The organism is Bradyrhizobium sp. BWA-3-5, from assembly GCF_032917985.1.
Taxonomy (GTDB): domain Bacteria; phylum Pseudomonadota; class Alphaproteobacteria; order Rhizobiales; family Xanthobacteraceae; genus Bradyrhizobium.
This window is the reverse complement of the sequence record NZ_CP136626.1, coordinates 496,905-522,307: the sequence shown is the minus strand read 5'-3', so window position 1 is coordinate 522,307 and position 25,403 is coordinate 496,905. Positions and strand designations below refer to the sequence as shown.

General features: G+C 63.7%; 23 protein-coding genes. 10 read left to right on the top strand and 13 right to left on the bottom strand.

Translation table 11 applies throughout. The annotated features are described in order from the left end of the window. The first annotated feature begins 30 nt into the window (after positions 1–30). A complete protein-coding gene (locus RX331_RS02480; protein ID WP_410708357.1) occupies positions 31–378 on the top strand; it encodes a hypothetical protein in 348 nt (115 codons plus the stop codon). A 231-nt stretch (positions 379–609) separates the two neighbouring features. Here RX331_RS02480 and RX331_RS02475 read toward each other — a convergent pair whose 3' ends face one another. The 3 genes from RX331_RS02475 to RX331_RS02465 all read right to left on the bottom strand — a co-directional run bounded on the left by RX331_RS02475 (position 610) and on the right by RX331_RS02465 (position 4,592). Beyond that, complete coding sequence (locus RX331_RS02475; RefSeq protein ID WP_317255086.1) at positions 610–2,073, bottom strand: trehalose-6-phosphate synthase; 1,464 nt, start codon at positions 2,071–2,073, stop codon at positions 610–612. A gap of 197 nt (positions 2,074–2,270) precedes the next feature. Then, entirely contained in the window at positions 2,271–3,086 is an 816-nt protein-coding gene (gene otsB, locus RX331_RS02470; RefSeq protein ID WP_410708356.1) for a trehalose-phosphatase, read from the bottom strand. 36 nt (positions 3,087–3,122) lie between these two features. Continuing rightward, positions 3,123–4,592: an MFS transporter gene (locus RX331_RS02465; protein WP_317255085.1), complete on the bottom strand. Its 1,470-nt coding sequence runs from the start codon at positions 4,590–4,592 to the stop codon at positions 3,123–3,125. A 262-nt stretch (positions 4,593–4,854) separates the two neighbouring features. Here RX331_RS02465 and RX331_RS02460 point away from each other — a divergent pair, with 262 nt between their 5' ends. Continuing rightward, positions 4,855–5,208, top strand: a complete 354-nt coding sequence (locus RX331_RS02460; protein WP_317255084.1) for a DUF3175 domain-containing protein — start codon at positions 4,855–4,857, stop codon at positions 5,206–5,208. A gap of 185 nt (positions 5,209–5,393) precedes the next feature. On the opposite strand, the gene RX331_RS02455 is transcribed toward RX331_RS02460, so the two are convergent. Beyond that, on the bottom strand, positions 5,394–7,433 hold the full coding sequence (locus RX331_RS02455) for a HAMP domain-containing methyl-accepting chemotaxis protein (protein WP_317255083.1): 2,040 nt from the start codon (positions 7,431–7,433) through the stop codon (positions 5,394–5,396). 253 nt (positions 7,434–7,686) lie between these two features. Here RX331_RS02455 and RX331_RS02450 point away from each other — a divergent pair, with 253 nt between their 5' ends. The 4 genes from RX331_RS02450 (at position 7,687) to RX331_RS02435 (ending at position 12,675) form a co-directional block, all read left to right on the top strand. Beyond that, on the top strand, positions 7,687–8,172 hold the full coding sequence (locus RX331_RS02450; protein WP_317255082.1) for a (2Fe-2S)-binding protein: 486 nt from the start codon (positions 7,687–7,689) through the stop codon (positions 8,170–8,172). Positions 8,173–8,256: 84 nt separating this feature from the next. Next, positions 8,257–10,596, top strand: a complete 2,340-nt coding sequence (locus RX331_RS02445) for a xanthine dehydrogenase family protein molybdopterin-binding subunit (RefSeq protein ID WP_317255081.1) — start codon at positions 8,257–8,259, stop codon at positions 10,594–10,596. Between the two features lie 16 nt (positions 10,597–10,612). Continuing rightward, the gene (locus RX331_RS02440) at positions 10,613–11,413 is read left to right on the top strand and encodes a xanthine dehydrogenase family protein subunit M (RefSeq protein ID WP_317255080.1); all 801 of its coding nucleotides are present in this window, start codon (positions 10,613–10,615) and stop codon (positions 11,411–11,413) included. Between the two features lie 155 nt (positions 11,414–11,568). After that, positions 11,569–12,675 (top strand): CaiB/BaiF CoA-transferase family protein, encoded by a 1,107-nt coding sequence (locus RX331_RS02435; RefSeq protein ID WP_317255079.1) that lies wholly within the window; start codon positions 11,569–11,571, stop codon positions 12,673–12,675. A gap of 131 nt (positions 12,676–12,806) precedes the next feature. Here the strand turns inward: RX331_RS02435 and hppD are convergent, their stop codons facing one another. Next, positions 12,807–13,931, bottom strand: a complete 1,125-nt coding sequence (gene hppD, locus RX331_RS02430; protein ID WP_317255078.1) for a 4-hydroxyphenylpyruvate dioxygenase — start codon at positions 13,929–13,931, stop codon at positions 12,807–12,809. 122 nt (positions 13,932–14,053) lie between these two features. Between hppD and RX331_RS02425 the strand changes: the two genes are divergently transcribed. Next, a complete protein-coding gene (locus RX331_RS02425; protein ID WP_317255077.1) occupies positions 14,054–14,521 on the top strand; it encodes an Lrp/AsnC family transcriptional regulator in 468 nt (155 codons plus the stop codon). Positions 14,522–14,603: 82 nt separating this feature from the next. After that, positions 14,604–14,915 carry a DUF1272 domain-containing protein gene (locus tag RX331_RS02420; protein WP_317255076.1) on the top strand — a complete coding sequence of 104 codons (312 nt, stop codon included), beginning with the start codon at positions 14,604–14,606 and terminating at the stop codon, positions 14,913–14,915. Positions 14,916–15,035: 120 nt separating this feature from the next. Here RX331_RS02420 and fahA read toward each other — a convergent pair whose 3' ends face one another. The 5 genes from fahA to RX331_RS02395 form a co-directional block, all read right to left on the bottom strand. Next, on the bottom strand, positions 15,036–16,307 hold the full coding sequence (fahA, locus tag RX331_RS02415) for a fumarylacetoacetase (RefSeq protein WP_317255075.1): 1,272 nt from the start codon (positions 16,305–16,307) through the stop codon (positions 15,036–15,038). A gap of 108 nt (positions 16,308–16,415) precedes the next feature. Then, complete coding sequence (gene hmgA / locus RX331_RS02410) at positions 16,416–17,762, bottom strand: homogentisate 1,2-dioxygenase (RefSeq protein ID WP_317255074.1); 1,347 nt, start codon at positions 17,760–17,762, stop codon at positions 16,416–16,418. 2 nt (positions 17,763–17,764) lie between these two features. Beyond that, positions 17,765–18,733, bottom strand: a complete 969-nt coding sequence (locus RX331_RS02405) for an MBL fold metallo-hydrolase (protein ID WP_317255073.1) — start codon at positions 18,731–18,733, stop codon at positions 17,765–17,767. A 21-nt stretch (positions 18,734–18,754) separates the two neighbouring features. Next, complete coding sequence (locus RX331_RS02400) at positions 18,755–18,988, bottom strand: DUF2783 domain-containing protein (protein ID WP_317255072.1); 234 nt, start codon at positions 18,986–18,988, stop codon at positions 18,755–18,757. A gap of 8 nt (positions 18,989–18,996) precedes the next feature. Next, the gene (locus tag RX331_RS02395; protein ID WP_317255071.1) at positions 18,997–20,610 is read right to left on the bottom strand and encodes an FAD-dependent oxidoreductase; all 1,614 of its coding nucleotides are present in this window, start codon (positions 20,608–20,610) and stop codon (positions 18,997–18,999) included. 131 nt (positions 20,611–20,741) lie between these two features. Here RX331_RS02395 and RX331_RS02390 point away from each other — a divergent pair, with 131 nt between their 5' ends. Beyond that, positions 20,742–21,269 (top strand): MarR family winged helix-turn-helix transcriptional regulator, encoded by a 528-nt coding sequence (locus tag RX331_RS02390; RefSeq protein WP_410708355.1) that lies wholly within the window; start codon positions 20,742–20,744, stop codon positions 21,267–21,269. A 5-nt stretch (positions 21,270–21,274) separates the two neighbouring features. Here the strand turns inward: RX331_RS02390 and RX331_RS02385 are convergent, their stop codons facing one another. From RX331_RS02385 to RX331_RS02375, 3 genes are read right to left on the bottom strand one after another with little or no spacing between them, the layout of a single operon-like run. After that, the gene (locus tag RX331_RS02385; protein WP_317255070.1) at positions 21,275–21,619 is read right to left on the bottom strand and encodes a RidA family protein; all 345 of its coding nucleotides are present in this window, start codon (positions 21,617–21,619) and stop codon (positions 21,275–21,277) included. 12 nt (positions 21,620–21,631) lie between these two features. After that, positions 21,632–22,513: an NAD(P)-dependent oxidoreductase gene (locus RX331_RS02380; protein WP_317255069.1), complete on the bottom strand. Its 882-nt coding sequence runs from the start codon at positions 22,511–22,513 to the stop codon at positions 21,632–21,634. Positions 22,514–22,525: 12 nt separating this feature from the next. After that, positions 22,526–23,332, bottom strand: a complete 807-nt coding sequence (locus tag RX331_RS02375; RefSeq protein ID WP_317255068.1) for an N-acyl homoserine lactonase family protein — start codon at positions 23,330–23,332, stop codon at positions 22,526–22,528. A 506-nt stretch (positions 23,333–23,838) separates the two neighbouring features. On the opposite strand from RX331_RS02375, the gene RX331_RS02370 reads away from it, so the two are divergent. Further along, the gene (locus tag RX331_RS02370; RefSeq protein WP_317255067.1) at positions 23,839–25,329 is read left to right on the top strand and encodes a caspase family protein; all 1,491 of its coding nucleotides are present in this window, start codon (positions 23,839–23,841) and stop codon (positions 25,327–25,329) included. Positions 25,330–25,403 lie beyond the last annotated feature (74 nt).

The window sequence follows — 25,403 nt, the reverse complement described above, 5'->3', positions numbered from 1 at the left end:
TAAGTGGCGACCCTAACGGTGGAGGACGGCTTGATGATCCCGCGGACGCTTCAATTCTCCGTCCTGCTATCGGCACTCGCGATCGGCGCGGTCGCCCCGGCGCTGGCGCAGTCCTGCACCCGCCAGGGGGTGGACGTGACCTGCGACGACGGCCGCTGCGGCGTGTTCTCCAATGACGCCATCGTCTGGGCCGACGGGACGCAGTCGCGGCTGGCCTCGCCGCACCCGAGCGTCATTATCGGCAACAAGTCTTCCGTCGTGATCGGCCCCGGCGTGTTCGCCGGCAACGGCAAGGGGGGTTATGTGCCGATGGAGAATCCGAGCGCGCCGACCAAGACGCGCTGCCCGGTGCTGGATGGGGTGTCGTATTGTTATTAGGTGCGGTTGGTTATCACGCCGGGACGCGCCGGCCTCATCCTTCGAGACGCGCGCCACATAGCGCGCGCCTCAGGATGAGGAGAGAGATTTGGGGCTCCGCTATATCCGCGTCATTGCGAGCGCAGCGAAGCAATCCACGTCTCGGCTTGGGGATAGATGGATTGCTTCGCTGCGCTCGCAATGACGGAACTAGCTTCACACCCCCTCAGGGGCAAGGGTCAAGCATCGACGCTAATGATACCGCGGCGTGTTGCTATTGCCGGCGGAGCGCAGCGGCCAGCGGGCGGGCTCGACGATGACGGGCGCGAGCGCGTCCTTGTCGAGCTGGCATTCGCGCAGCGCTTCGGTGAAGTCGGCGAACCATTGCTGGATCGTATGGCCGCGCAGCTTTGCCATCATCGCTTCCCAGCGCATCCGCCGCTCGGTCAGCGGCATCGACAGCGCCACCGCAATGGTGCGCGCCATGCCGTCGATATCGTGCGGATTGACCAGGAGCGCGGTGTCGAGCTCGTTGGCTGCGCCGGCGAATTTCGACAGCACCAGCACGCCGGGATCGACCGGGTTTTGCGCGGCGACATATTCCTTGGCGACGAGGTTCATGCCGTCCTGCAGCGGCGTCACGACGCCGACCTGCGCGGTGCGGTAGAGGCCCGCAAGCACGGCCTGGCCGTAGCCCTTGTTGAGATAGCGGATCGGCGTCCAGTCGACCTCGCCATGAATGCCGTTGACGTCGGTGACGAGTTTTGCGACCTCGCTCTGCAGATTGCCATAGGCCTCGATCGCACCGCGCGAGGGCGTTGCGATCTGCAATAGCGATGCGCTGCGCGCGAGCTGCGGATGCATGGTCCACATGCGGTCGAACGCCTTGATGCGGTTGATCAGGCCCTTGGAATAATCCAGACGGTCGACGCCGATCGCGAGCTTCTCGCCGTTCAGGCTGCGGCGCAGGCGCGAGACATCGGGATGGGTCGAGGCCTTCGCCGCAAGCTGCGCGAACTGCTGTGGATCGATGCCGATCGGGAACACCGCGGCGCGGGTGCGGCCGTGGCGCGAAATGACGACGCCGTCATGCACGACGAGGCCGAGATCGGCCTGCGCGTAAGACAGGAAATTCTCGCAATCTTCCTCGGTCTGGAAGCCGATCAGGTCATAGGCCAGCATCGCCTCGATCAGCTCGCGATGATGCGGCACGCCCGAGATCACCGCGTGTGACGGCCACGGCGTGTGCAGGAAGAAGCCGACCGGCTCGGTGACGCCGAGAGCGCGCAGCTCGGCACCGAGCGCGAGGAAGTGGTAGTCCTGAATCCAGAACGCGGAGTCTGCTTTTCGAAAACGCAGCAGCGCGCGCGCCATGAAGGCGTTCACTTCGCGATAGCTGAGATAGTCCTCCTGCGAGGCGCGAATCAGATCGGCGCGCGAATGCAGCGCCGGCCACAGCGCGGAATTTGCAAACCCTTCATAGTAGCCGCCGTAATGCGCGGCCGGCAAATCCAGCATCGCCAGCGCGCCGGCGCCGAGCGCTTCAATTTCAGCAAAAGGTTCCTTCTGGTTCCCGTCGCGGACCCTGCCGCTGGAACCGACCCAGATAGCGCCCGACTTCTCGACGATCGGCAACAATGCCGCCGCGAGTCCCCCCGTCATGGGTTCGTTGGGTTTTCCGCGCGAAACGCGGTTAGAAACGACGACGAGGTTCAAAGGTCCCCTCCCGTTGGTACGCTCGCGTTTAACTGCCGTTCATCAATATGGTTCCGGAACACCCTTTCAACCAATTGAAACCAAATTCGGGCCAGGGCGCGCAGGAACTCACTGGAACTCACGAAAAATAAAATTCGCTGCAAACCTCGGCGCTATCAGTGAGAATCTATGTTCGAAACCGGTCGGGACGAAAAACTTTATGGCAGCGCTGCGTCCCTTTCGTCGTCAAGCAGGTGCGTCAGGAATTCCCTGACATCATCAGGCGAATCGAAGTGCCCGGCGACGCCCCTCGCGCGGCGTCCGACCGAGAACGCAAGCCCGTCGAAGTCGGGCATAATCGCAAACACGGTTTCATCGGTGACATCGTCGCCGATGAAGAACGGGCGGCGTCCCCTGAACGGTTCGCGCGTCATCAGTTCGCGCACGCCGCTCGCCTTGGTGAAGCCGGAATGCTTGATCTCGCAGACGCATTTTCCGGGAAGCACCTCGATCGGCGCATTGGGCAGGTCGGCGCGGATCAGCGATACCGCCGCATAGATCGCTTTCTCCGCATGCGGCGCGAGGCGGTAGTGCAATGCCAGCGAGTAGCCCTTGTCTTCCAGCAGGATTCCCGGACTGAGTTTCGCGATCGCCGCCAGGCGGCGCTTCAATTCCTTGTCCATCGGCGGCGCATGCGCGGCCACCGACTCGCTGTCGATCTCGAGCCGCATCTCGGCGCCGTGGCCGCCGACGGCCGGAAACACGTCGGGTGCGAAAATAAGATCGATGTCGTTGATCGAGCGCCCGCTGACCAGCGCCAGCGCGCCATTGGTCCGCCGCAGCAGGCGGTTCAGCGTCTTCGACAGGCCCGGCGGCACCCAGACTTCGCGCGGCGTCGGCATCAGATCGAGCAGCGTGCCGTCGATGTCGAGCAGGATGGCGGTCTCGCTCAAATGCGGCACCAGCGAAGCCGGCACCGGTACGGTTTCCGGCGAGCCTTCGTCTTCACGCGCGATATCGTCTTCCAGCGGCATTTCGGCAAAATCCTGATTCATGTCGTCCATCTTATCCTACTCCACACATGCGAGTGGCCGTGCGACAGATTCGAGCGATTTTCGCTCGGCCGCAACGGCATACCGCCACGCCACCGCGGCGGCCACGATCATCAATGCCGACCCCAACAGGTAGCCGGCGAAAACGCTGTTGCGCGATCCGGTATCGATCAGCGCACCAAACAGGGCGGGTCCCGCCACGCCACCAATGCCGGTGCCGATCGCGTAGAACAGCGCAATCGCCAGCGCGCGCACCTCCAGCGGAAACGTCTCGCTGACAGTGAGGTAGGCCGCGCTCGCCGCCGGCGAGGCGAAGAAGAAGATCACCATCCAGGCAATCGTCTGGGTCTGCGCGCTCAGGACGCCGATCGAGAACAGGTAGCCCGATAGCGCCAGCAGCACGCCCGACACCCCGTAGGTGGTGGCGATCATCGCGCGGCGGCCGAGCGTATCGAAGAGGCGGCCGAGCAGCAGCGGCCCGAGGAAGTTGCCCGCCGCGAAGGGCAGGATGTACCAGCCGACATCGTTCGCCGGGATGCCGAAGAAGTCGGTCAGCACGAGCGCGAAGGTGAAGAAGATCGCGTTATAGAAGAACGCCTGCGAGGCCATCAGCACCAGGCCAACCAGCGAGCGCTGCCGGTAGGTCGTGAACAGCGTGTGCGCCACCTCGCCGAGCGGTGTGTGGCTACGCATCCGCAGGCGGATTTTCGGGAACACCTCGTCGGCCGCATGATCGGGATGGCGTACCGACGCACGCTCGATGTCGTCGACGATGGCGTGCGCCTCCTCGGGCCGGCCATGGATCATCAGCCAGCGCGGGCTTTCCGGGATCCACATCCGCATCACGAACACGACGAGGCCGAGCGCCGCGCCGATGAAATAGGCCAGCCGCCAGCCGAGATCAGGCGCGAGCACTTTTGGATCGAGCAGCACGATGGCGGCGACCGCGCCGATCGCCGCGCCGATCCAGAAGCTGCCGTTGATGACGAGGTCGGTCCAGCCGCGATAGCGCGCCGGCACCAGCTCCTGAATGGTTGAATTGATCGCGGTATATTCGCCGCCGATGCCCGCGCCGGTCAGGAAACGAAACAGTGCGTAGCTCGCAATGCTCCACGACAGCGCGGTGGCGGCGGTCGCGGTGAGATAGAGCGCGAGCGTGATGAAGAACAGTTTCTTGCGCCCGATCCGGTCCGTCAGCCAGCCGAAGCCGAGCGCGCCGAGCACGGCGCCGGCGAGATAGGCGCTGTTGGCAAGGCCGACATCGAAATTGGAAAATTGCAGCGTCGGGCTTTCCTTCAGCGCGCCCGACAAGGCGCCGGCCAATGTGACTTCCAGCCCGTCCAGAATCCAGGTGATGCCGAGCGCCGCCACGACGCGGGTGTGAAACCCGCCCCAGCGCAGGCAATCGAGCCGCGCCGGTATCGACGTCTCGACGACGCGGTCGTTGTCCTTTCGCGCGGTCACGGAATCGGGGGCAATCTCATTCACCGCCGCACCATGCCGTCTTGCTCTCGCACCCATCGGATTGGACCAACGAAAGACACCCCGGAACGCCCCAGCCCCAGGGTTTTCACGCTCAATTGCGGCAAACATGATGCCCGCGACGGAGATAACGCCATTCTGGGGGCGATGTTCCGGGGGTAGCGGGACTGTCAAATTGCATGGCTGTCACCGTTTTCTTCCGTGAAATCGCGCGAGGAACTGAACGACCGACGCGGCCGTTTTCGGCAAAACAGCGATGGAGCCGAACATGGCCGAACGCCGGAAAGCTTCCCGTCCGCGGAAGACCGCGGCCCGCAAGAGCGGCCGCACCACAAAGGCGAAGAAATCTTCGCCGAAGCGATGGTCGCAGCGCGTAACGGAAGAGAGCGACGCGCTCGATCTCAAGCGCGGCGTCTTCAAGCAGACCAGTGCGAAGAAGATCGCGGCATCGCTGAAGCGCTCCGCCGAGCACAGCGCGCGCCGCAAGTCCGGCGCCTATCGCTCCGCGCTGTCGATGCTGACCTTCTACATCAACCGCGCCGGCAAGACCTTGCCGAAAACCCAGCGCGCGCGGCTGGAGCGGGCCAAGGCGGAGCTGAAGCATCAGTTCGGGCGGGAGTGAAGTTCTCACTGCGCCGATACTGCGCCAATCACCCTGCTGTCATGCCCCGCGCAGGCGGGGTATCCACTACGCCGCGGCTTTCGATTGATGATGACCGTCTCTGGAATGCTGGATCGTCCGGTCAAGCCGGACGATGACAGCTTTGGTGGGGCGACAAACTGCACACTACACGCGAACACACAGCCTCACGCCGCCCGGATATTCGCCATGAAGCGGTCGAGCTCCTCGCGCAGGCGGGCGCTTTCGCTCGACAGCGTGCGCGCCGAGTTCAGCACCTCTTCCGACGCCGAGCCGGTTTCGGTCGCGCCGCGGTTGACCTGCATGACGTTGCTGGCGGCCTCCTGCGTGCCCTGCGCCACGCTTTGGACGCTGCGTGCAATTTCCTGCGTCGCCAGGCTTTGCTGCTCGACGGAGCTGGCGATCGTCGCGGCGATGCCGGAGATCTTTCCGATGGTGCCGCCGATCTCCTTGATCGCGGCGACCGATTCCTGCGTGGCGCCCTGCATGCCCGCAATGTGACTGGAGATCTCGTCGGTCGCCTTCGCGGTCTGGCTGGCCAGCGATTTGACCTCGGATGCGACCACGGCAAAGCCGCGGCCGGCATCGCCGGCGCGCGCTGCTTCGATGGTCGCGTTCAGCGCCAGGAGGTTGGTCTGCTCGGCGATCGCGGTGATCAGCTTGACGACGTCGCCGATCTCCTGCGCGGCGCGCGACAGCTTGCCGATCCGCCCGTCGGTCTGCTCGGCCTGCCGGACGGCGGCGTCCGCGATCTGGCTGGATTCCTTGACGCGACGCCCGATCTCGTCGACGGAAGCAGACAATTCCTCGGTCGCCGAAGCCACCGACTGCATGTTGCTGGAGGCTTCCTCCGAAGCACCGGCGACCTGGCTCGAAAGGTCTTGGGTGGTTTCCGCCGTCCGCGTCAGCGTGTCGGCCGCGGCTTCGAGCTGCACGGCGGAAGATGAAACCTTGGCGACGATGGCGCCGACCGCGGCCTCGAACTCGTCGGCGAAACGAATGAGCTCGGCGCGGCGCGCGGCGCTCGCCGCCTTGTTCTGCGCTTCCTGGGTGGCGGCATCGCGCTCGGCGCGAGCGATCGCCTGCACCTTGAACTCCTCGACGGCGCCCGCCATCTCGCCGAGTTCGTCCCGGCGGCCGAGGCCGGGCAATACGACCTCGAAATTGCCGGCGGCAAGCTCGCGCATCGCCTTGCACATCGCTGTCATCGGCCGGGAAATCCCGGTGCCGAGCAGGAAGGCCCAGACGCAGCCGAGCAGGAAGCCGCCGCCGGCGAGGATCGCGATCAGCCGCTCGGTCTCGCCGATGGTCGCGTCCGATTCCGCCTCAAGCCGCTTCTGATCGGCGAGCAGGGCAGATTTCATCACGGCCGAGGCCTTGTTGATCTCGGCCGCCGTCTCCGTCATTTCCTGGATCAGTTCGTCGATCTCCTCGGCATTGCCGACCAGCTTGGCCAGCGACGTGCGGTATTCCTCCAGCAGGCCGGCAACTTCCTTGATGCCGTCAAGGATTTTTGCGTTGGTTGTCGAGATCGCCTTCAGCGCACTTTCGACGAATTTCAGACGCGCCAGCGCGCTGTTGGCGACCGTTTGGTCGGAATTGACCACGAACGTGTTGGCAAGCGCGATCACCGCCTGGAACTGCTCGGTCACCTTCTTGGCGCCAAGCGTGATCACCGGCATCTCCTCGTCCTCGGCATTGCTCGGGAGATCGTCGAGCTTGTAGCGCAGCGAGTTGCCGGTGCGCCCGAGCTGGTTCTGCGCGATGCGTGCGCTCTCGTCCTTGACCTTGAGCATGTCGGCGAAAATCTTGGTAAAGGTGCGGAACTCCCGCTCCAGCCTGGCGAGCTGCTCCAGCCGCGCCGGATCGGTGGTCCCCTTCATCGAAGCCAGGATCGCATCCTTGAGGCGGGCTTCCGCCTCTAGCGCGGCCTTGCCGTCCTCTTCCTTGCCAGTGGCGACGAAATAGCGCGCCAACAACCGATAGGACATGAGCTCGCGGTCGATGTCGCGCGACAGGTCGGCTTCCTGCACGCCGCGCCGGTAGGAATCCACGACCGTGGAGGTACGTTCGAATCCGAGATAGGCAAAGCCCATGCTGGCGGCCGAAATCGCCAGCACGACGGCAAAGCCAAGCATGATCTTGGCCCGGAACCGCAGGGCTGGGAGCCTGAAAGACGCGCCGCCGCTACGCTTCAGAAATCGCATGTCACCCCCCGTTTTCATTCTGAAAAGCAGGCATCGGGAGGCCCAGCCCCCAATCCGGTGCGCAAACTTAAGGCAGAATGGATAAGGGGTCGTAAATCCGGGCAAAGGGGCAAGGGAAAAGACGCACCGCGATTCTCGCCGCGCACATGCGCGAATGTCATCACAATGACCGGGCCTCGAAAAATCCTAGTTGCAAGTTCCCGCGCCGCTGTTTCTAATTGGAATAATTACAAAACATCGGGAGGAACCACGCGTGTCCACAGTCAAGCTGACCGTAAACGGCAAGGCCGTCTCGGCCGAGGTCGAAGACCGGACCCTTCTCGTCCATCTCCTGCGCGACCATCTGAATCTGACCGGCACCCATGTTGGCTGTGACACCAGCCAATGTGGCGCCTGCGTGGTTCATATCGACGGTCAGGCGGTAAAGTCCTGTACCGTGCTGGCCGCCCAGGCCGCCGGATCAAGCGTTATCACCATCGAAGGCATCGCCAAGGGCGACGAGTTGCACCCGATGCAGGCGGCGTTCCGCGACAATCACGGCCTGCAGTGCGGCTTCTGCACCCCCGGCATGATCATGTCGGCGATCGATATTGTGCACCGCCACAGCGGCCAGCTCGATGAGGCGACGGTCCGGCACGAGCTGGAGGGCAACATCTGCCGCTGCACCGGCTACCACAACATCGTCAAGGCCGTGCTCGATGCCGCCGGGCGCATGAAGGTGGCGCAGGCGGCTGAATAGCCGCCGGCCAGCACTTTTCCGAATTGAAACGCGTTTCGACGGAAACCGCGGGAAACCAATAACTCCGGTTGGGAGGATCAGGACATGGGCGTTGAAGGCATTGGCGCAAGCGTAGTGCGCAAGGAAGACCGCCGTTTCATTACCGGAAAGGGCCGTTACGTCGACGATATCAAGCTGGTGGGCATGACCCACGCCCACTTCATCCGCAGCCCGCATGCGCATGCGAAGATCAAGAGCATCGACTCTTCCGCCGCGGCACAGATGCCGGGTGTGATCGCGGTGCTGACCGGCCAGCAGATCGTCGACGACAAGATCGGCAATTTGATCTGCGGCTGGGCCATCACCTCCAAGGACGGCTCGCCGATGAAGATGGGCGCCTGGCCGGCGATGGCGCCGGAAACGGTGCGCTTCGTCGGGCAGGCGGTGGCGGTGGTGATCGCCGAGACCAAGAGCCTGGCGCGCGATGCCGCGGAAGCCGTGGTCGTCAATTACGAGGAATTGCCGGCAGTGGCCGACGTCAAGGCCGCGATCAAGCCGGGCGCGCCGCAATTGCACCCGGAGGCGCCGGGCAATGTGATCTATGACTGGCATCTCGGCGACGAGGCGGCGGTGAACGCTGCTTTCACCAAGGCCGCCAATGTGGTGAGCCTCGATCTCACCAACAACCGCCTGGTGCCGAACGCGATGGAGCCGCGCGCAGCAATTGCCGATTACGACGAGGCGGAAGAGCATTTCACACTCTACACGACCTCGCAGAACCCGCATGTCGCCCGCCTCGTGCTGTCGGCGTTCTATAACGTCGCACCCGAGCACAAGCTGCGCGTGATCGCGCCCGACGTCGGCGGCGGCTTCGGCTCGAAGATCTATATCTACCCGGAAGAGATGGTCGCGCTGTGGGCCTCCAAGAAGGTCGGCCGCCCGGTGAAGTGGACCGGCGACCGCACCGAATCCTTCCTCACCGATGCGCATGGCCGCGACCACGTCACCCATGCCGAGATGGCATTCGACAAGGACAACAAGATCCTTGGGCTTCGGGTGAAGACCCACGCCAATTTCGGCGCCTATATGTCGCTGTTCTCCTCGGCGGTGCCGACCTATCTCTACGCGACGCTGCTGTCGGGCCAGTACGTCATCCCGGCGATCTATGCCGAGGTGCTGGCTGTTTACACCAACACCACGCCGGTGGACGCCTATCGCGGCGCCGGCCGGCCCGAGGCCAGCTATTTGCTCGAACGCATGATGGAGACCGCGGCGCGGCAGCTCAAGGTCGATCCGGCCGAGCTGCGCAAGAAGAATTTTATCACCACCTTCCCGTACCAGACGCCGGTGATCATGACCTATGACGCCGGCGACTTTAACGCCTCGATCGACGCGGCGATGAAGGCGATCGATTATGCCGGCTTCGCAGGCCGCAAGGCCAAGGCGAAAGCCGACGGCAAGCTGCGCGGCATCGGCGTGTCCTGTTACATCGAGGCCTGCGGCATCGCGCCCTCGAAGGCGGTCGGCTCGCTCGGCGCCGGCGTCGGCCTGTGGGAATCGGCAGAGATCCGCGTCAACCCGGTCGGCACCATCGAGGTGCTTACCGGCGCGCACAGCCACGGCCAGAGCCACGAGACCACGTTCTGCCAGCTGATCGCCGAGCGCCTGGGCGTTCCGATCAGCCAGGTCTCGATCGTGCACGGCGATACCGACAAGGTGCAGTTCGGCATGGGCACCTACGGCTCGCGTTCGATCGCGGTCGGCGGCACCGCCATCGTCAAGGCCATGGAGAAGATCGAATCCAAGGCCAAGAAGATCGCCGCCCACGCGCTGGAAGCCAGCGAGAACGACATCGTCATCGAGAACGGCGAGTTCAAGGTGACCGGCACCGACAAGTCGATCGCGCTGCCGATGGTCGCGCTCGCGGCCTACACCGCGCACAATCTGCCCGACGGCATGGAGCCGGGCCTGAAGGAAACCGCCTTCTATGACCCGACCAACTTCACCTTCCCGGCCGGCGCCTATATCTGCGAGGTCGAGGTCGATGCCGCAACCGGCAAGACCTCGTTCGTGAACTTCGTCGCCGCCGACGATTTTGGCCGCCTGATCAATCCGATGGTCGTGGAAGGCCAGGTCCATGGCGGCCTCGCCCAAGGCATCGGCCAGGCGCTTTTGGAGCACGCGGTCTACAACGAGAACGGCCAGCCGGTGACGGCGTCGTTCATGGACTACACCATGCCGCGCGCCGACGACCTGCCGTCGTTCAAGGTGCAGCACACCACGACGCTGTGTCCGGGCAACCCGCTCGGCGTCAAGGGCTGCGGCGAGGCCGGCGCGATCGGCGCTTCGGCCGCCGTCATCAACGCCATCACGGATGCGATCGGCAACAACAAGCTGGAAATGCCGGCGACGCCCGACCGCGTCTGGCACGCGATCCACGGTTAATCAGGGAGGACGCATCATGTACGAGACCACTTATCACCGCGCCTCCTCGGTCGATGAGGCAGCCGCTCTCTTCGCCAAAGGCAGCGAGGCGAAATATCTCGCCGGCGGCCAGACCTTGCTTCCGGTCATGAAGCAGCGGCTCGCCTCGCCGTCCGACGTGATCGATCTCGCCAAGATCAAGGATCTCGTCGGCTGCTCGGGAACCACCTCCGGCATCCAGATCAAGGCGGCGACCACGCATTACGAGGTGTCCCAGGACGCCACCGTGCGAAAGGCAATCCCGGCGCTGTGCGCCCTCGCCTCGCAGATCGGCGATCCGGCCGTGCGCCATCGCGGCACCATCGGCGGCTCGCTTGCCAATAACGATCCGGCCGCAGACTATCCCGCTGCCGTGCTGGCGCTGAACGCGACCATCAAGACCAACAAGCGCACGATTTCGGCCGATGATTTCTTCCAGGGCCTGTTCACGACGGCGCTGGAGGACGGCGAGATCATCACTGCGGTCGACTTCCCCGTCATCGACAAGGCGGGCTACGCCAAATTCCCGCATCCGGCCTCGCGCTTTGCGCTGACCGGTGTGTTCGTGGCGCGGACGCATGGCGGCGACGTCCGCGTTGCCGCCACCGGCGCATCGCAAAGCGGCGTCATGCGGGTTTCCGCGATCGAGGCGGCGCTGAAGGCGAACTGGTCGCCGAGCGCGATCGACGGCGTCAAGATCTCGGCCGACGGCCTGCTGAGCGACATCCACGGCTCGTCCGACTACCGCGCCAACCTGATCAAGGTGATGGCGCAGCGGGCGGTGCAAGCGGCCGGTTGATCTATCTCGCTTTAAGCCATGCATGCGGCGCGCAGCGATGCGCGCCGCACTGCTTTTGGGCCAAGATTTGCTTGCCATGCGCTGGCTTCGGCGGGACAATTTAGCTAATCAACTAATTAAGGCGCTCCTTGCGAGGCTTCCCGGGAGAAAAACACGTGCTCGACAAACCAGCCAGCCAGTCTGCCATCGGCGCATCCGGCCCGCTCGCCGGCTTCCGCATCGTCGAATTCGCGGGCATCGGCCCCGGCCCGTTCGCCTGCATGATGCTGGCCGACATGGGCGCGGAGGTGGTGACGCTGGACCGCGTCGGCGCGAAAAAGAATCTGAAATCGGTGGCGGGACGCGGCCGCAAGGTCGTCGAGCTCGACCTGAAGGACAAGGCGGCGATCGCTGAAGTGCTCGACCTGCTCGCCTGCGCCGACGCGCTGATCGAGGGCTTTCGCCCCCGCGTGATGGAGCGGCTCGGCCTCGGCCCCGACGTCGTGCTCGCGCGCAACCCAAAGCTGGTCTACGGCCGCATGACCGGCTGGGGCCAGGAGGGTCCGCTCGCCAATGCCGCCGGCCATGACATCAACTATATCTCCATTACCGGCGCGCTCGCAGCGATCGGACCGAAGGAAAAGCCGGTGCCGCCGCTCAACCTCGTCGGCGATTTCGGCGGCGGTGCACTCTATCTCGTGGTCGGCGTGCTCGCTGCGCTGCTCGAAGCTTCAAACTCCGGCAAGGGCCAGGTGGTCGACGCCGCGATGTGCGACGGCGCGGCCTCGCTGATGTCGATGTTCTTCGACATGACCGCGATGGGGCGCTGGACCGAAGGCCGCGACCAGAACTTTCTCGACGGCGGCGCGCATTTCTACGGCGTCTACGAATGCGCCTGTGGCAATTTCATTTCGATCGGTTCGATCGAGCCGCAGTTCTACGCGCTCTTGCGCCAGCATGCCGGTCTCACCGACGCCGATTTCGACGCCCAGATGGACCGCAAGGCCTGGCCAGGCCTGAAGGAAAAGCTGACAAAGGTGTTCAAGAGCAAGACGCGCGAGGACTGGTGCAAGATCATGGAAGGCACCGACATCTGCTTCGCGCCGATCCTGACCATGGCCGAAGCACCGAAGCACCCGCACATGGCCGCGCGGGGCGTGTTCGTTGAGCGCCACGGCGTGACCCAGCCCGCCCCCGCGCCGCGGTTTTCGCGGACGCCGTCAGCGATCCGCGAGCCGAAGAAGGTGGAGCTGGCCGAACTGGTGAGTGCGTGGAAGCGGTAACGCCGTCGTCCCGGCGAAGGCCGGGACCCATAGCCACGAATTGTTGTGACCGAAATAACAGGTGGCCCCAGCCTGCCGCACCAATTGAGATCAGTGGTTATGGGCCCCGGCCTTCGCCGGGGCGACAACAATTACGCCGCGTGATCGTGCCCAACCTTCAGCACACCGCGCCGGATCTGATCCTCCTCGATCGATTCGAACAGCGCCTTGAAATTACCCTCGCCGAATCCATCGTCACCCTTGCGCTGGATGAATTCGAAGAAGATCGGCCCGATCGCGTTCGCCGAGAAGATCTGCAGCAGCACTTTTGTCTGGCCGCCGTCGACGACGCCCTCGCCGTCGATGAGAATGCCATTCGTCTGCAGCCGCTCGACGTCCTCGCCATGTTGCGGCAAACGCGTATCGATCTTCTCGAAATAGGTATCCGGCGGCGACGGCATGAACGGCAGGCCGGAGGCGCGGAGCGTCTCGACGGTGCGGTAGATGTCGCGCGCGCCGCAGGCGATGTGCTGGATGCCCTCGCCGCGATAGGTGTTGAGATATTCCTCGATCTGGCCGGAATCGCCGGCGTCCTCGTTGATCGGAATCCGGATCTTGCCGTCGGGGCTGGTCAGGGCGCGCGAGAACAGGCCGGAGGCACGGCCCTCGATGTCGAAGAAGCGGATCTGGCGGAAGTTGAACAGTTTTGCGTAGAAGCCGGTCCAGACATCCATGCGGCCACGATGGACGTTGTGGGTGAGATGGTCAATGTAGTAGAGGCCGGCGCCGGCGGGACGCGGGTCGCGCGCGCCGAGCCAATCGAACTCGAGATCATAGGCCGAGCCCTTGGCGCCGTAGCGGTCGACGAAATAGAGCAGGCTGCCGCCGATGCCCATGATGGCGGGAACGTCGAGCGTCTTCTGCGCCGACGGGATATCCGCCGGCTCAGCGCCGAGCGAGAGCGCGCGCTCATAGGCCCGCTTCGCATCGACCACGCGGAACGCCATCGACGGCGCACACGGTCCGTGCGCGGCGACGAAGCTGTGGCCGTGCGTGCCCTGCTCCTCGTTAACGAGATAGTTGATGTCGCCCTGGCGGTAGACCGTGATCTTCTTGCTCTTGTGGTGGGCGACCGGCACATAGCCCATCAGCTTGAACAGCGCATGTAGCTCTTCCGGCTTCGGATGCGCATATTCGACGAACTCGAAACCGTCGGTGCCCATCGGATTGTCGGCACTGATCGTGGCGGCCGGCGCGTCGTGCGGAAACGGACCCATGGCGAAACTCCCGAAAATTGATCTAGGTCAATATCGGTCGAAATGACCGCAAAGTGCATGCAAACAACCGGGTGTTTGGGCTATGTTTCGCACAATCCGTGCACCAATTCGGCAGTTCGCGCATGATATCCGTAGATGCCTTCGACCTCAAAATGCTGGCCGCACTGCAGCACGACGGCCGGCTGACCAACCAGCAGCTCGCCGATCTCGTCGGCCTGTCCGCCTCGCAATGCTCGCGGCGGCGGATGCGGCTGGAGGAGGAAAAGGTGATATCAGGCTATCACGCCGACCTCGCGGGCGAGGCGCTCGGCTTCAACCTGATCGCCTTCGTCCACATCACGCTCGCCACCCACTCGCCTGACAACGCGAAGAAATTCCGCGCGCTGGTCAACCGCGTCGACGACATCCAGGAGGCCTATTCGCTGACCGGCGACGCCGATTACGTGCTGAAAGTGGTGCTGCGCGACCTCAAGGATCTCTCCGAACTCGTCAACAACGTGCTGATGCCGCATCAGAGCGTTGCGCATGTGCGCTCCTCGATCGTGCTGGACAGGCTGAAGGAGAGTAGCAAGCTGCCGCTGAAGGCCTAGATGGCGCAATTCGAGGGAAATTCGTCATTCGCGTTTCCGGCCGATTTGCGATGATCTCTTGGAATCACAGGACGAGACGACCATGGCGCTGCAACTCCGCCCCAACTGCGAATATTGCGACAAGGACCTGCCGCCATCCGCGACGGACGCGCGGATCTGCTCCTATGAGTGCACGTTCTGTGCTGATTGTGCCGACAACAAGCTGCACAATGTCTGCCCGAACTGCGGCGGCGGGTTCGAGCGGCGCCCGATCCGCCCCGCCACCGAGCGGCGGCCCGGCGTGTGCGTGACGAAGCAGTTGCCGTCGGACAAGCGGGTGCATTTGAAATATTCGCTGGAAGACATCGCCGCGCATTGTGCGCGGTTACGGGATATTCCGCCGCAGGAACAGTGAGCCAACCCCGTCATTGCGAGCGCAGCGAAGCAATCCATGCTTCCATTGTGGCGCCATGGATTGCTTCGTCGCTTCGCTCCTCGCAATGACGGGGAAAGAGCGCCGTTCCGTAAACGGCACTTACCCCGCCGCCAGAATCGTCCCCTCGACTTCACCAAACCCGACGCGATAGCCGTCACCCTGGCACCAGCCGCGCATCAGAAGCGAATCGCCATCCTCCAGGAACGAACGCTTGATGCCCTCGGCGAGTTCGACCGGCTCGGTGCCGTTCCAGCTGATTTCCAACAAGCTGCCGCGCTGGTCCTTCTCCGGGCCGGAGATGGTGCCGCTGCCTAAGAGATCGCCGACATTCATGGCGCACCCGCTGGATGCGTGGTGCACGAGCTGTTGCACCGATGACCAGTACATGTATTTGAAATTGGTGCGGCTGATGTTCTTCGGCGCATTCATCGGCGCCGCGCGCAAATCGACCTCAAGCGCCAGGTCGTAATTGTTCGGCTGGGTCTGCTGCAGGTAGGGCAGCGGCTTCGGCTCCTGCGCTGGGCCGTGGAGGCGGAACGGCTCCAGCGCCTCGCGCGTCACCACCCACGGGCTGATTGAGGTCGCGAACGCCTTGGCCTGGAACGGCCCGAGCGGCACATATTCCCATTGCTGGATGTCGCGCGCGCTCCAGTCGTTCAGGATCACGAAGCCGAAGATCATTTCCTCGGCCTGCTGCTCGGTCAGCATCTCGCCCATCGTTGACGGCTGGCCGACGACGACGCCCATTTCCAGCTCGAAATCGAGCCGCTTGCACGGGCCAAAACTCGGCACATCAGCCGTCGGCGGCTTTAGTTGCCCTCGCGGCCGCGTGACCTTCGTACCGCTGACGACCACCGTCGAGGCGCGGCCGTTATAGCCGATCGGCATGTGCAGCCAGTTCGGCTGCAGCGCGTTGTCCTTGCCGCGGAACATCACGCCGACATTGGTGGCGTGCTCCTTCGACGAATAGAAATCGGTGTAGCCGGAGACGGCGAACGGCAAATGCAGCGTCACGTCCGCCTTCGGCACCAGCGCGCGCTTGCGCAGCTTTTCATTATCGCGCAGCTCGGGATAGTCGTGCCGCAAAAGCTCGCTGATGCGTGCGCGCGTTTGCGACCAGACATTCGGTCCCAGTGCCATGAACGGATTGAGCTGAGGCGCTGCAAACACCGCAGGCTCGACGACGTCGAAGCGGCAATCCTGCGCGAGCTGCCAAAGATCGAGTACGTAATCGCCGATCGCAACGCCAATGCGCGGGGCAAGGCCGTCCTTGGCGGAGAACACGCCGTAAGGGAGATTCTGGATCGGGAAGTGCGAATCGGGCGCGACGTCGATGAAGGAGCGGAGTGTGGGGTCGTTGGGATGGGGCACCTGACTCTCCAATCGGAAAATCGTCACGCCCGGGCTTGACCCGGGCATCCATCTTCTCACAAGGTGATGGATCGCCGGGTCAAGCCCGACGATGACGAGTTGCGCACGCTACGGCTTGTTCGGATCGAACCTTTTTTCCAAACCCTTCCAACAATCGGCGTAGTCGTCCTGCAGGGCCGACGTTGTTGCCGCGTGTTTCGTGACCCGCTGCGGAAAACGCGTCTCGAACATGAAGGCCATGGTGCCGGTCAGCTTCACCGGCTTCAAATCGCCGTTGCTGGCGTGATCGAAGGCTTCGCGGTCGGGGCCGTGCGGCAGCATCATGTTATGCAGCGAGATGCCGCCGGGCACAAAACCCTGCGGCTTGGCGTCATAGACGCCGTAGATCAGGCCCATGAATTCGCTCATGATGTTCATGTGGTACCAGGGCGGACGGAAGGTGTTCTCGGCCACCATCCAGCGTTCCGGAAAGATCACGAAGTCGATATTCGCAGTGCCCGCAGTTTCCGACGGCGAGGTCAGCACCGTGAAGATCGAGGGATCGGGATGGTCGAAGCCGACGGCGCCGACCGGCGAGAACGTGCGCAGGTCGTATTTGTACGGCGCGTAATTGCCGTGCCAGGCCACCACGTCGATCGGCGAGTGCGGCAGCTTGGTCTTGAACAGCGCGCCGCCCCATTTCACGTAGAGCTCGGTCGGCGTGTCCTTGTTCTCATACGAGGCCACCGGCGTCAGGAAGTCGCGCGAATTGGCGAGGCAGTTGGCCCCGATCGGTCCGCGCTCCGGCAGCGTGAACGCGCCGCCATAGTTTTCGCAGAGATAGCCGCGGGCGGGGCCTGACGGAATCTCGGCGCGGAATTTCACCCCGCGCGGGATCACCGCGATCTCGCCCGGCTCGATATCGATACGGCCGAACTCGGTGACGAGACGCAGATTGCCCTGCTGCGCCACGAACATCATCTCGCCATCGGCATTGTAGAAATGCTGATCGACCATCGATTTGGTGATGATATAGACATGCGCGGCCATGCCGGCCTGCGTATTGGCATCGCCGGCCGTCGTCATGGTCTGCACGCCCTGCAGGAAGGTCATGTCCTCCTTCGGGAGCGGCGCGGGGTCCCAGCGCAGCTGCGCGATCGGCAGATCGTATTCATGGCACGGCGCGGTGCGCCACAGCCCGGCATCGGCCTTCTCGAACCGGCCGGAATGCTTCACCGACGGCCGAATGCGGTAGAGCCAGGAGCGTTCGTTGGTGCCGCGCGGCGCGGTGAAAGGCGAGCCGGAAAGCTGCTCGGCATAGAGGCCGTAGGCACAGCGCTGCGGCGAGTTGCGTCCCATCGGCAGCGCACCAGGCAAGGCCTCGGTTTCAAAGCTGTTGCCGAAGCCGGACATGTAGCCGGGCGTGATCTGCGCGGTGCTCCTGACGATCTGATCAGGCGAGGTATTGATATTCATTTCTATCCTCCTCCTTGCAGGGCGGCCCACATTTCGCGGTCGCGCTTGTCGGTCCAGATCACGGGATCGTCGATGCCCGATGCTTCATCGAAGGCGCGTGAGACGTTGAATGGCAGGCAATGCTCATAGATGGCGAAGCTGGAAAATTTTGGATCCATCACCTCGCGCGTGGCGGCGAAGGTCTCCTTCAGTGAGCGACCTTTGGCGACCGAGCTTTCGGCTGCACCATAGAGCGAGGTGACGAAATCGCGCGTCATCGCGATCGCATCGCGCCCGGTCGAGAGCCCCTTGAGCGCATCGCCGCGCCCCGGCGCGATTGCCTTGGGATTGAAGGCGCGGATTTCGTTCAGCGTCGAGGGCCATTCGCGTAAATGCGCATCGCCGCAATAGCAGGCCGAGTGGTATTCGATGAGATCGCCGGAGAACATCACCTCGGCATCCGGCACCCAGGCGACGATGTCGCCCGACGTATGGCCGGCGCCGAGCTGCATCAGCCGCACCTCGCGCTTGCCCAAAAAGATCGACATCTCGCCTTCGAAGGTCAGCGTCGGCCAGGTCAGCCCGGGAATGCTCTCGGCATCCTGGAACAGGCGCGGGAAGCGGCCGTACTCCGAATCCCAATCCTGCTGGCCGCGCTCCTCGATCAACCGGTAGGTTTCGGCCGAAGCGACGATGCCCTGCGCCTTGTAGGCAGACGCGCCTAACACGCGCACGGCGTGGTAATGCGACAGCACGACGTATTTGATCGGCTTGTCGGTGACGGTGCGGACGCGCTCGATCACCTTGTTGGCCATCGCCGGCGTCGACTGCGCGTCGAACACCAGGCAGCCGTCATCGCCGACGATAACAGCGGAGTTCGGATCGCCCTCCGCGGTGAACGCGTAGAGGTCGGTGCCGATCTCGGAGAAGGTGATCTTCTTCTCCGAGAGGTCGGTCGTCGATGCAAAACCCTTTGCAGTGTTTTCGGCCATCAATTCGTTCCCACAATTCGTTTACTGCTGTTGTTGCTGTTGCTGTTGCTGCTGGCTGGCGTCGAGCATGCGCCGCTTGGCGAGCGCGATCGCCTCGTGCAGAACGGCGATGTCGCCGATGTGGTTGGCAAGCACGAGAACCAGCGCGGCGTCGAGATCGGCGCTCTGCTCGTCGCTCAGGCCGCGATGCGCCTCGACGATGGCGCGGAACGCGTCATCGGGCCTGGCGAAATTCGAAGCTGTCGATAGCGCCATAAGAGACCTCAGATCTGGCCGGCGGCACGGGCGAGCGCGGCGTCGAGCCGCTCGCGCGTCGGATGACGGAAGCGCGCCGCGACATAGCCGTCGGGCCGCAGCAGATAGGCGGTGCCGGGTTCGGCATCGTAGCGCTTGCCGGCAAGTCCCGCCGAATCGGCAAGGCCATCGTTGCCGCCGATCCGGATCGTTCCCACACCTTCCGGCAGCTCCGGCCCCGCACCATTGCTGAACTCCAGCAACGTGAATCTCGTTCCAGCGCCGATGAAGGCGTCGGTCAGATACAGCGGCTCGCCGCCGCGGCCTGACACTGGCGCATCCGCCATCGAGGCGCCGGGCCGCAGGCCGCCGCGCCAGCTATCGCCATCCGCGGTGGAGAGCGGTGTGTCGTAGATCGAGGGCGTCGAAAGCCGGCCGCCATTGACCATGCGCTTGCCGAACTCGGTTTCCTTGGCGAGCGACAGCACCGCCTTGCGCAGCCGCGCCTCCTGATGCGAGTTCGGCGCCATGAAATCAGTCGAGCGGGTGGATTCGCGGATGTTCTCGTCGGCAGCTGCGCTGCGCTCGATGTGATAGCTTTCGAGCAACGCCTCGGGCGAGATGCCCTTCAGCACGCGATCGAGCTTCCACGCCAGGTTTTCGGCATCCTCCAAGCCGGAATTGGCGCCGCGTGCGCCGAACGGCGAGACCTGATGCGCGGCATCGCCGGCGAAGATCACGCGGCCATGGACGAACTTGTTCATCCGCCGGCACTGGAATTTGTAGAGCGAGATCCATTCGAAATCGAACTTGTCGTGGCCGAGCATCCGCGCGATGCGTGGCCGCACATTCTCCGGCAGCTTTTCGACGGCCGGATCGGAAAAGCGACTGAGCTGCAGATCGATGCGCCAGACGTCGTCCGGCTGCTTGTGCAACAGCGCGGAACGTCCGGGATGGAACGGCGGGTCGAACCAGAACCAGCGCTCGGTCGGGAACGCCGCGGTCATCTTGACGTCGGCGATCAGGAACTGATCCTCGAACACCTGGCCGGCAAAATCCGCGCCGACCATCTGCCGCAGTGAGGATCGCGCGCCGTCGCAGGCGATGACATATTGCGCCGCGAGCCGGTAGGGCCCGTCCGGCGTCTGCACCGTCAGCACCACATGATCGTTGCGAGGCTCGAGCCCCGTCACCTTATTGCGCCAGCGCAGATCGATCGCCGGCAACTCCGCGACGCGTTCGACCAGATAGGCCTCGGCATAGAATTGCTGCAGGTTGATGAAGGCCGGCCGCTTGTGGCCCTCCTCCGGCAGCAGGTTAAATTGGTAGAGCTGCGACTCGCCGTGAAAGATCTTGCCGACGCTCCACACCACGCCCTTGTCGACCATGCGCTGGCCGATGCCGAGCCGGTCCCAGAATTCCAGCGAGCGCTTTGAAAAGCAGATCGCGCGCGAGCCCTCGCCGATGCGGTCGGCATCATCGAGCAGCACGACCGGCTGCCCGCGCTGCGCCAGGTCGATCGCCAGCGACAGCCCGATCGGGCCGGCGCCGACCACGATAACCGCATGTTCGGCGATATTCGCGCCCGCCCGGTCCTGATCGGGATGGCGACGATAGCCGAATTGGGTTTTAGTCAGCGCCATGCGGGCTCAACCCTGGTCACGGTGACTAGCCAAGGGCACAATGCCTTGCTAAATTAGTCTCACTTGCAACTATCTTAACCCTCGGGCGGGCCCGGGCGCAACTCAAATCGAGGCGATTCTTGCCAAAGGCGATGTCCACCGAGATGGCTGCCGGCCCGCAGGAAGATAGCGCGCCGAAAAGGGCGACGCGGCTCGACCTATTGAAGTTCGTGCCGTTTCAGCTCAACCGCCTGGCGGCTGAGGTCAGTTCCGCACTGTCGGCGGAGTATGCGGCGCGCTATGGGCTCGACATTCCAGAATGGCGGGTGCTGGCGACGCTCGGTTTCCGTCATGAGCCCTGCAGTGCACAATACGTCGCCGATTGCACGCGCACCCACAAATCCACCATCAGCCGCGCCGTCACCTCGCTGCTGAAGCAGCAGATCATCGAGCGGGTCGAGAACGCCGACGACCGCCGCGAATTCCGCCTGCAACTGACCGGCAAGGGCGCGGCACTTTATGAAGAGCTGATCCCGCGCCTGCTCCGCCGCGAGCAGGAGATCCTGTCATGCCTCTCCGCGCAGGAGCGCAGGGATTTTGCGCGGCTGCTCGGCAAGATCGAGGCGAGCCTCGATCTGGTGCAGACCAGCGAAGAGGCCGACGCGAAGGAGGCGTATTAGTTTGCCTACTTCACCGCCGTCACCACGATCTCCACGATATGCGGCGGTTCGAGATCGACGCCGAGGCAGGCGCGCATCGGCGGGTTCTCGCGATCAACCCACTCATCCCAGGCGCGGTTCATCTCGGCCTTCTGCTTGATATCGGCGATATAGACGATGGCCGAAAGGATCTTGCTCTTGTCGGTGCCGCACAATGCGAGGCTTTCGTCGATGCGAGCGAGCGCCTTGACGCTCTGCTCATACATCGAGGGACTCACCGGATCGGGCGAAACTGCTACGGTGAAAACGAGATCGCCATGCGCGACGGCGCGGCTGCGCGTCGGCGTGAGTCCGGGGAAGCGCGTGATCATCATGGTCTCCGGTTAGCGGCCACTAATATGCTTCGCGATGACGGGGAAATAATTATCGCCCGAGCCGGCATCGATCGCTTCCTGCAGGATGGTGCCGACCAGCTCCGCGCCGCGGATCTTCAATCCGGCTTCAGTCGCGAGCTCCAGCGCGTAGGACAGATCCTTCAGCGCATATTCGGTCGAGAACGCGCGCTCCGGAAAAATTTCCGGCACGATCGCCTTCATGCCGTGATTGCGCAGCGCAAAGCTATCTGCGGAGCCCTTTGAAAGCGTATCCAGCAGCAGTCCGGGATCGACGCCATTGTGCTTGGCCACCGCAACGGCTTCGGAAAGCGCATTGACGGTTTCGAACAACACCATGTTGTTGAGAATCTTCGTCACCTGCCCGGCCCCGACCTCGCCGCAATGGGTGACGTCAGTGGCAAAGCACCGGATCAGCGGCTCGATGTCGGCGTAGCGCGCCGGCGTCGTCCCGACCATGACGCTCAGCGTGCCGTCCTGCGCCGCCTGCCGCGTGCGTGCGATCGGGGCGTCGGCCCAATCAGCGCCTTTTGCCTGCAACTGCCTGGCAAAGTCGCGGGTCTGGCTCACGGAGGAGGTGCCGAGATCGACGACGACCTGGTCGCTCCTGATATTTTTGAGAATGCCGTCGCCTTCGAACACCGCGCGCACATGCCTGGCGCTGGGCAGGCAGAGGAACAGCAGTTCGCTCTGCTTGACGACTTCGGCAACGGAAGCTGCGACGTCAGCACCGTCGGCGCGCAGTCGCGCCAACGGCTCGGCCGACAGATCAAAGGCGAGCACGCGTTTGCCGCTCTTCTTTACGAGATTGCGGCAGATCGGCTCGCCCATCACGCCGAGGCCAATGAAGCCGATGGTCTTATATTCCGACATATCTGGCCGCGCCTATTTTACGAACGATCGCGACGGCGCCAGATGCAGCGCGAAGGCATCGACCTTGTCGCTGGCGCGTGGGTAGATCTCGCTCACGATCGGATCGTGGCCGGGGATGAAGCGGTCGGGATGGCCGGCCAGCCGCTCGACAGTCTCCCAGCCCTGCGCCATGTCGCCGACATTGTAGACGATCGGAAACGGGCTGCGCTTGTGCAGATTGGCGTAGTAATGCGCCGCATCCGAGGCTAGCACCACCGGCCCCCGCGCCGTTTCCACCCGCACCACCTGTAACCCGTCGGAATGGCCGCCGACGCGGTGCACAGTCACGCCGGGCGCGATCTCGCCGTCGCCGGCATGGAAGGTGACGCGGTCGCCATAGACATGGCGCACCATGGTGGTGACGTGCTCGACCGAAAACGGATGCCGCAACAGGCCGTTGCACATGCAGCGCCCGGTCGCGTAGCTCATCTCGCGTTCCTGTAGATGAAACCGCGCGTTCGGGAAGCGATCGAGATTGCCGGCGTGGTCGTAGTGCAAATGGGTAACGATCACATCGCGAATGGTCTCGGCGGCCACACCAAAATCTCTGAGCGCATCGACCGGGTTGAGAGTGAGCTTGCGCGCACGCGCTCTTGCCTCTTCGGCGTTGAAGCCGGTATCGACCAGGATGTCGCGGCCGCCGCCCCGGACCAACCAGACGAAATAATCGAGGTCCTGCGCGGTGGTGTCGTGCGGATCGGGGACGAGGAAATTCAGATGCGGAGTGCGGGGCGACATCGTCGCATAGCGCAGCGCGTAGATTTCGTAGGCGTTTCCCATCGGTGTCACTTTTTTCTTGGTTGGATGTGGGCCGATCCCCAAGCAAGCCATTGCCGTCCGCAAAGGTCAAACGCGCAAGGCGAATGACAGCCGTATGACAGCGCAACACTCTCCGTGAGAAAAGTCACATTACCGCTCGTACAGGTAGTGACGCGGCCCTTGCGGCCGGCGGCTTCGAGCCAAAAATTTGCATCGTGCAGGGCGCCCTGCTTTCACCAACCATGGCGCCAAGAGGCCGGGCCGAAAGGATTTCCGCGCTTGATCTGGAACCGGCTTGCACGAGGAGGGATCACACGTTGCCGCGCAGCCACAATGGGCGCTTTTGTTGCCTCGTCCGCATGGTCCTGTCGCGGTGAATTGTCGCAATTAATTACGAGATCGCAATCAGTTGACGGGGGTGCGGCGGCGGTTTGATAATGCTGAACCCGTAGAGTAAGGTCGCCCGCCGCGCGAGCTAGCATCGCCGCTATTTTGGCTGGGTTGCCGTGATCTGGACTGCCATCATTATGAAAATCCGCGTTGCATTGCTCCTGACATTGCTCCTTGCGCTCGCATCGGTCGCGCCGTCTTTCGCCGCCGGCGAACGCTATGCGCTGGTGATCGGCAATGCGAAATATCCCGACGCCGAGGCGCCGCTGAAGGAGCCGATCAACGACGCGCGCGACATCGCCGACGAGCTCAAGCGCGACGGCTTCAACGTCGATATCGGCGAGAACCTGACCAGCGAGCAGATGCGCCGCGCCTTCGAGCGCCTTTACGGCAAGATCAAACCCGGATCGGTCGCGCTGATCTTCTTCTCCGGCTTTGGCGTGCAGTCGAGCCGCCAGAGCTACATGATCCCGGTCGATGCCCAGATCTGGACCGAGGCCGACGTCCGCCGCGACGGTTTCAGCCTCGAGACTGTGCTCGGCGAGATCAACAGCCGCGGTGCCGGCGTCAAGATCGCGCTGATCGATGCGTCCAGGCGCAACCCGTTCGAGCGGCGCTTCCGCAGCTTTTCCGCCGGCCTCGCGCCGGTGATCGCGCCGAACGGCACGCTGGTGATGTATTCGGCCGCGCTGTCCTCGGTAATCTCGGACAATGGCAGCGACCGCAGCCTGTTTGTGCGTGAATTGCTGAAGGAAATCCGCACCCCCGACCTGACGGCGGAGGAAACGCTGAACCGCACCCGCGTCGGCGTCACCCGCGCCTCGCGCAGCGAGCAGGTGCCGTGGATTTCCTCGTCGCTGGCCGAGGATTTCTCTTTTATCCCGAGCGGCAGTGGCCCGCGCCCGGCGAGCCCGCCATCTCCGGTCATCGCGGCCCCAGCCCCGGGTCCCGCCCCTGCGCCGGCTCCCGCGCCGGCACCGTCGCCTTCGTCCTCGCCTCCCCAGGTAGCTGCGCCCGCGCCGCCGCCCCCACCGCCAGCGGCGCCGACCAAACCGCCTGAGATCGCGCTTGCTCCGCCCCCGCCGCCGGCTAAACCGGCCGAGCCCTCGAGCCCAGCTGCCCCCGCGCTCGCCGATGATCCGACCATCAAGAGCCTGAACGCCAAGCTCAACGAAAATCCTGACGATGCCGCCGCGCTGTACCGGCGCGGCCAGGTCTATGCCAGCAAGGGCTTCTATGAGCTCGCCATCAAGGACTTCAACAATTCGCTGCGGCTGAATCCGAAGGACGTCGAAGCCTATAACAACCGCTGCTGGGCGCGCACCGTGATCGGCGATCTGCAGGCGGCGCTGAAGGATTGCAACGAGGCGCTGCGGTTGCGGCCGAATTTCGTGGACGCGCTCGACAGCCGCGGCCTTCTCAATTTGAAGAACGGCCAGAACAAGAATGCAATCGCTGATTTCGACGCGGCTCTAAAAATCAACCCCAGATTGACCTCGTCGCTATATGGCCGCGGCCTTGCCAAGAAGCGCAACGGCTCGATTTCGGAAGGCGACCTCGACATCAACAACGCCAAGGCGATGGACCCCAATATCGTCAAGGAGTTCGCCGAGTACGGGGTGCAGTAATTTTTTCGACGAAGGCTGGCCGGCGCCTCGAACCCAGTGGCGGGTGCTCAGACTAAAGAACAGCAGCCGGTGTG

Bases quoted from the DNA above. Each gene is read 5' to 3' on its own strand.
- otsB (WP_410708356.1), bottom strand. From the start codon at position 3,086: ATGCCGCTGGAAGACGATATCGCGCGTGAAGACGAAGGCTCGCCGGAA.
- RX331_RS02460 (WP_317255084.1), top strand. From the start codon at position 4,855: ATGGCCGAACGCCGGAAAGCTTCCCGTCCGCGGAAGACCGCGGCCCGC.
- RX331_RS02455 (WP_317255083.1), bottom strand. From the start codon at position 7,433: ATGCGATTTCTGAAGCGTAGCGGCGGCGCGTCTTTCAGGCTCCCAGCC.
- RX331_RS02445 (WP_317255081.1), top strand. From the start codon at position 8,257: ATGGGCGTTGAAGGCATTGGCGCAAGCGTAGTGCGCAAGGAAGACCGC.
- RX331_RS02440 (WP_317255080.1), top strand. From the start codon at position 10,613: ATGTACGAGACCACTTATCACCGCGCCTCCTCGGTCGATGAGGCAGCC.
- hppD (WP_317255078.1), bottom strand. From the start codon at position 13,931: ATGGGTCCGTTTCCGCACGACGCGCCGGCCGCCACGATCAGTGCCGAC.
- RX331_RS02425 (WP_317255077.1), top strand. From the start codon at position 14,054: ATGATATCCGTAGATGCCTTCGACCTCAAAATGCTGGCCGCACTGCAG.
- RX331_RS02420 (WP_317255076.1), top strand. From the start codon at position 14,604: ATGGCGCTGCAACTCCGCCCCAACTGCGAATATTGCGACAAGGACCTG.
- hmgA (WP_317255074.1), bottom strand. From the start codon at position 17,762: ATGAATATCAATACCTCGCCTGATCAGATCGTCAGGAGCACCGCGCAG.
- RX331_RS02405 (WP_317255073.1), bottom strand. From the start codon at position 18,733: ATGGCCGAAAACACTGCAAAGGGTTTTGCATCGACGACCGACCTCTCG.
- RX331_RS02400 (WP_317255072.1), bottom strand. From the start codon at position 18,988: ATGGCGCTATCGACAGCTTCGAATTTCGCCAGGCCCGATGACGCGTTC.
- RX331_RS02395 (WP_317255071.1), bottom strand. From the start codon at position 20,610: ATGGCGCTGACTAAAACCCAATTCGGCTATCGTCGCCATCCCGATCAG.
- RX331_RS02390 (WP_410708355.1), top strand. From the start codon at position 20,742: ATGTCCACCGAGATGGCTGCCGGCCCGCAGGAAGATAGCGCGCCGAAA.
- RX331_RS02385 (WP_317255070.1), bottom strand. From the start codon at position 21,619: ATGATCACGCGCTTCCCCGGACTCACGCCGACGCGCAGCCGCGCCGTC.
- RX331_RS02380 (WP_317255069.1), bottom strand. From the start codon at position 22,513: ATGTCGGAATATAAGACCATCGGCTTCATTGGCCTCGGCGTGATGGGC.
- RX331_RS02375 (WP_317255068.1), bottom strand. From the start codon at position 23,332: ATGGGAAACGCCTACGAAATCTACGCGCTGCGCTATGCGACGATGTCG.
- RX331_RS02370 (WP_317255067.1), top strand. From the start codon at position 23,839: ATGAAAATCCGCGTTGCATTGCTCCTGACATTGCTCCTTGCGCTCGCA.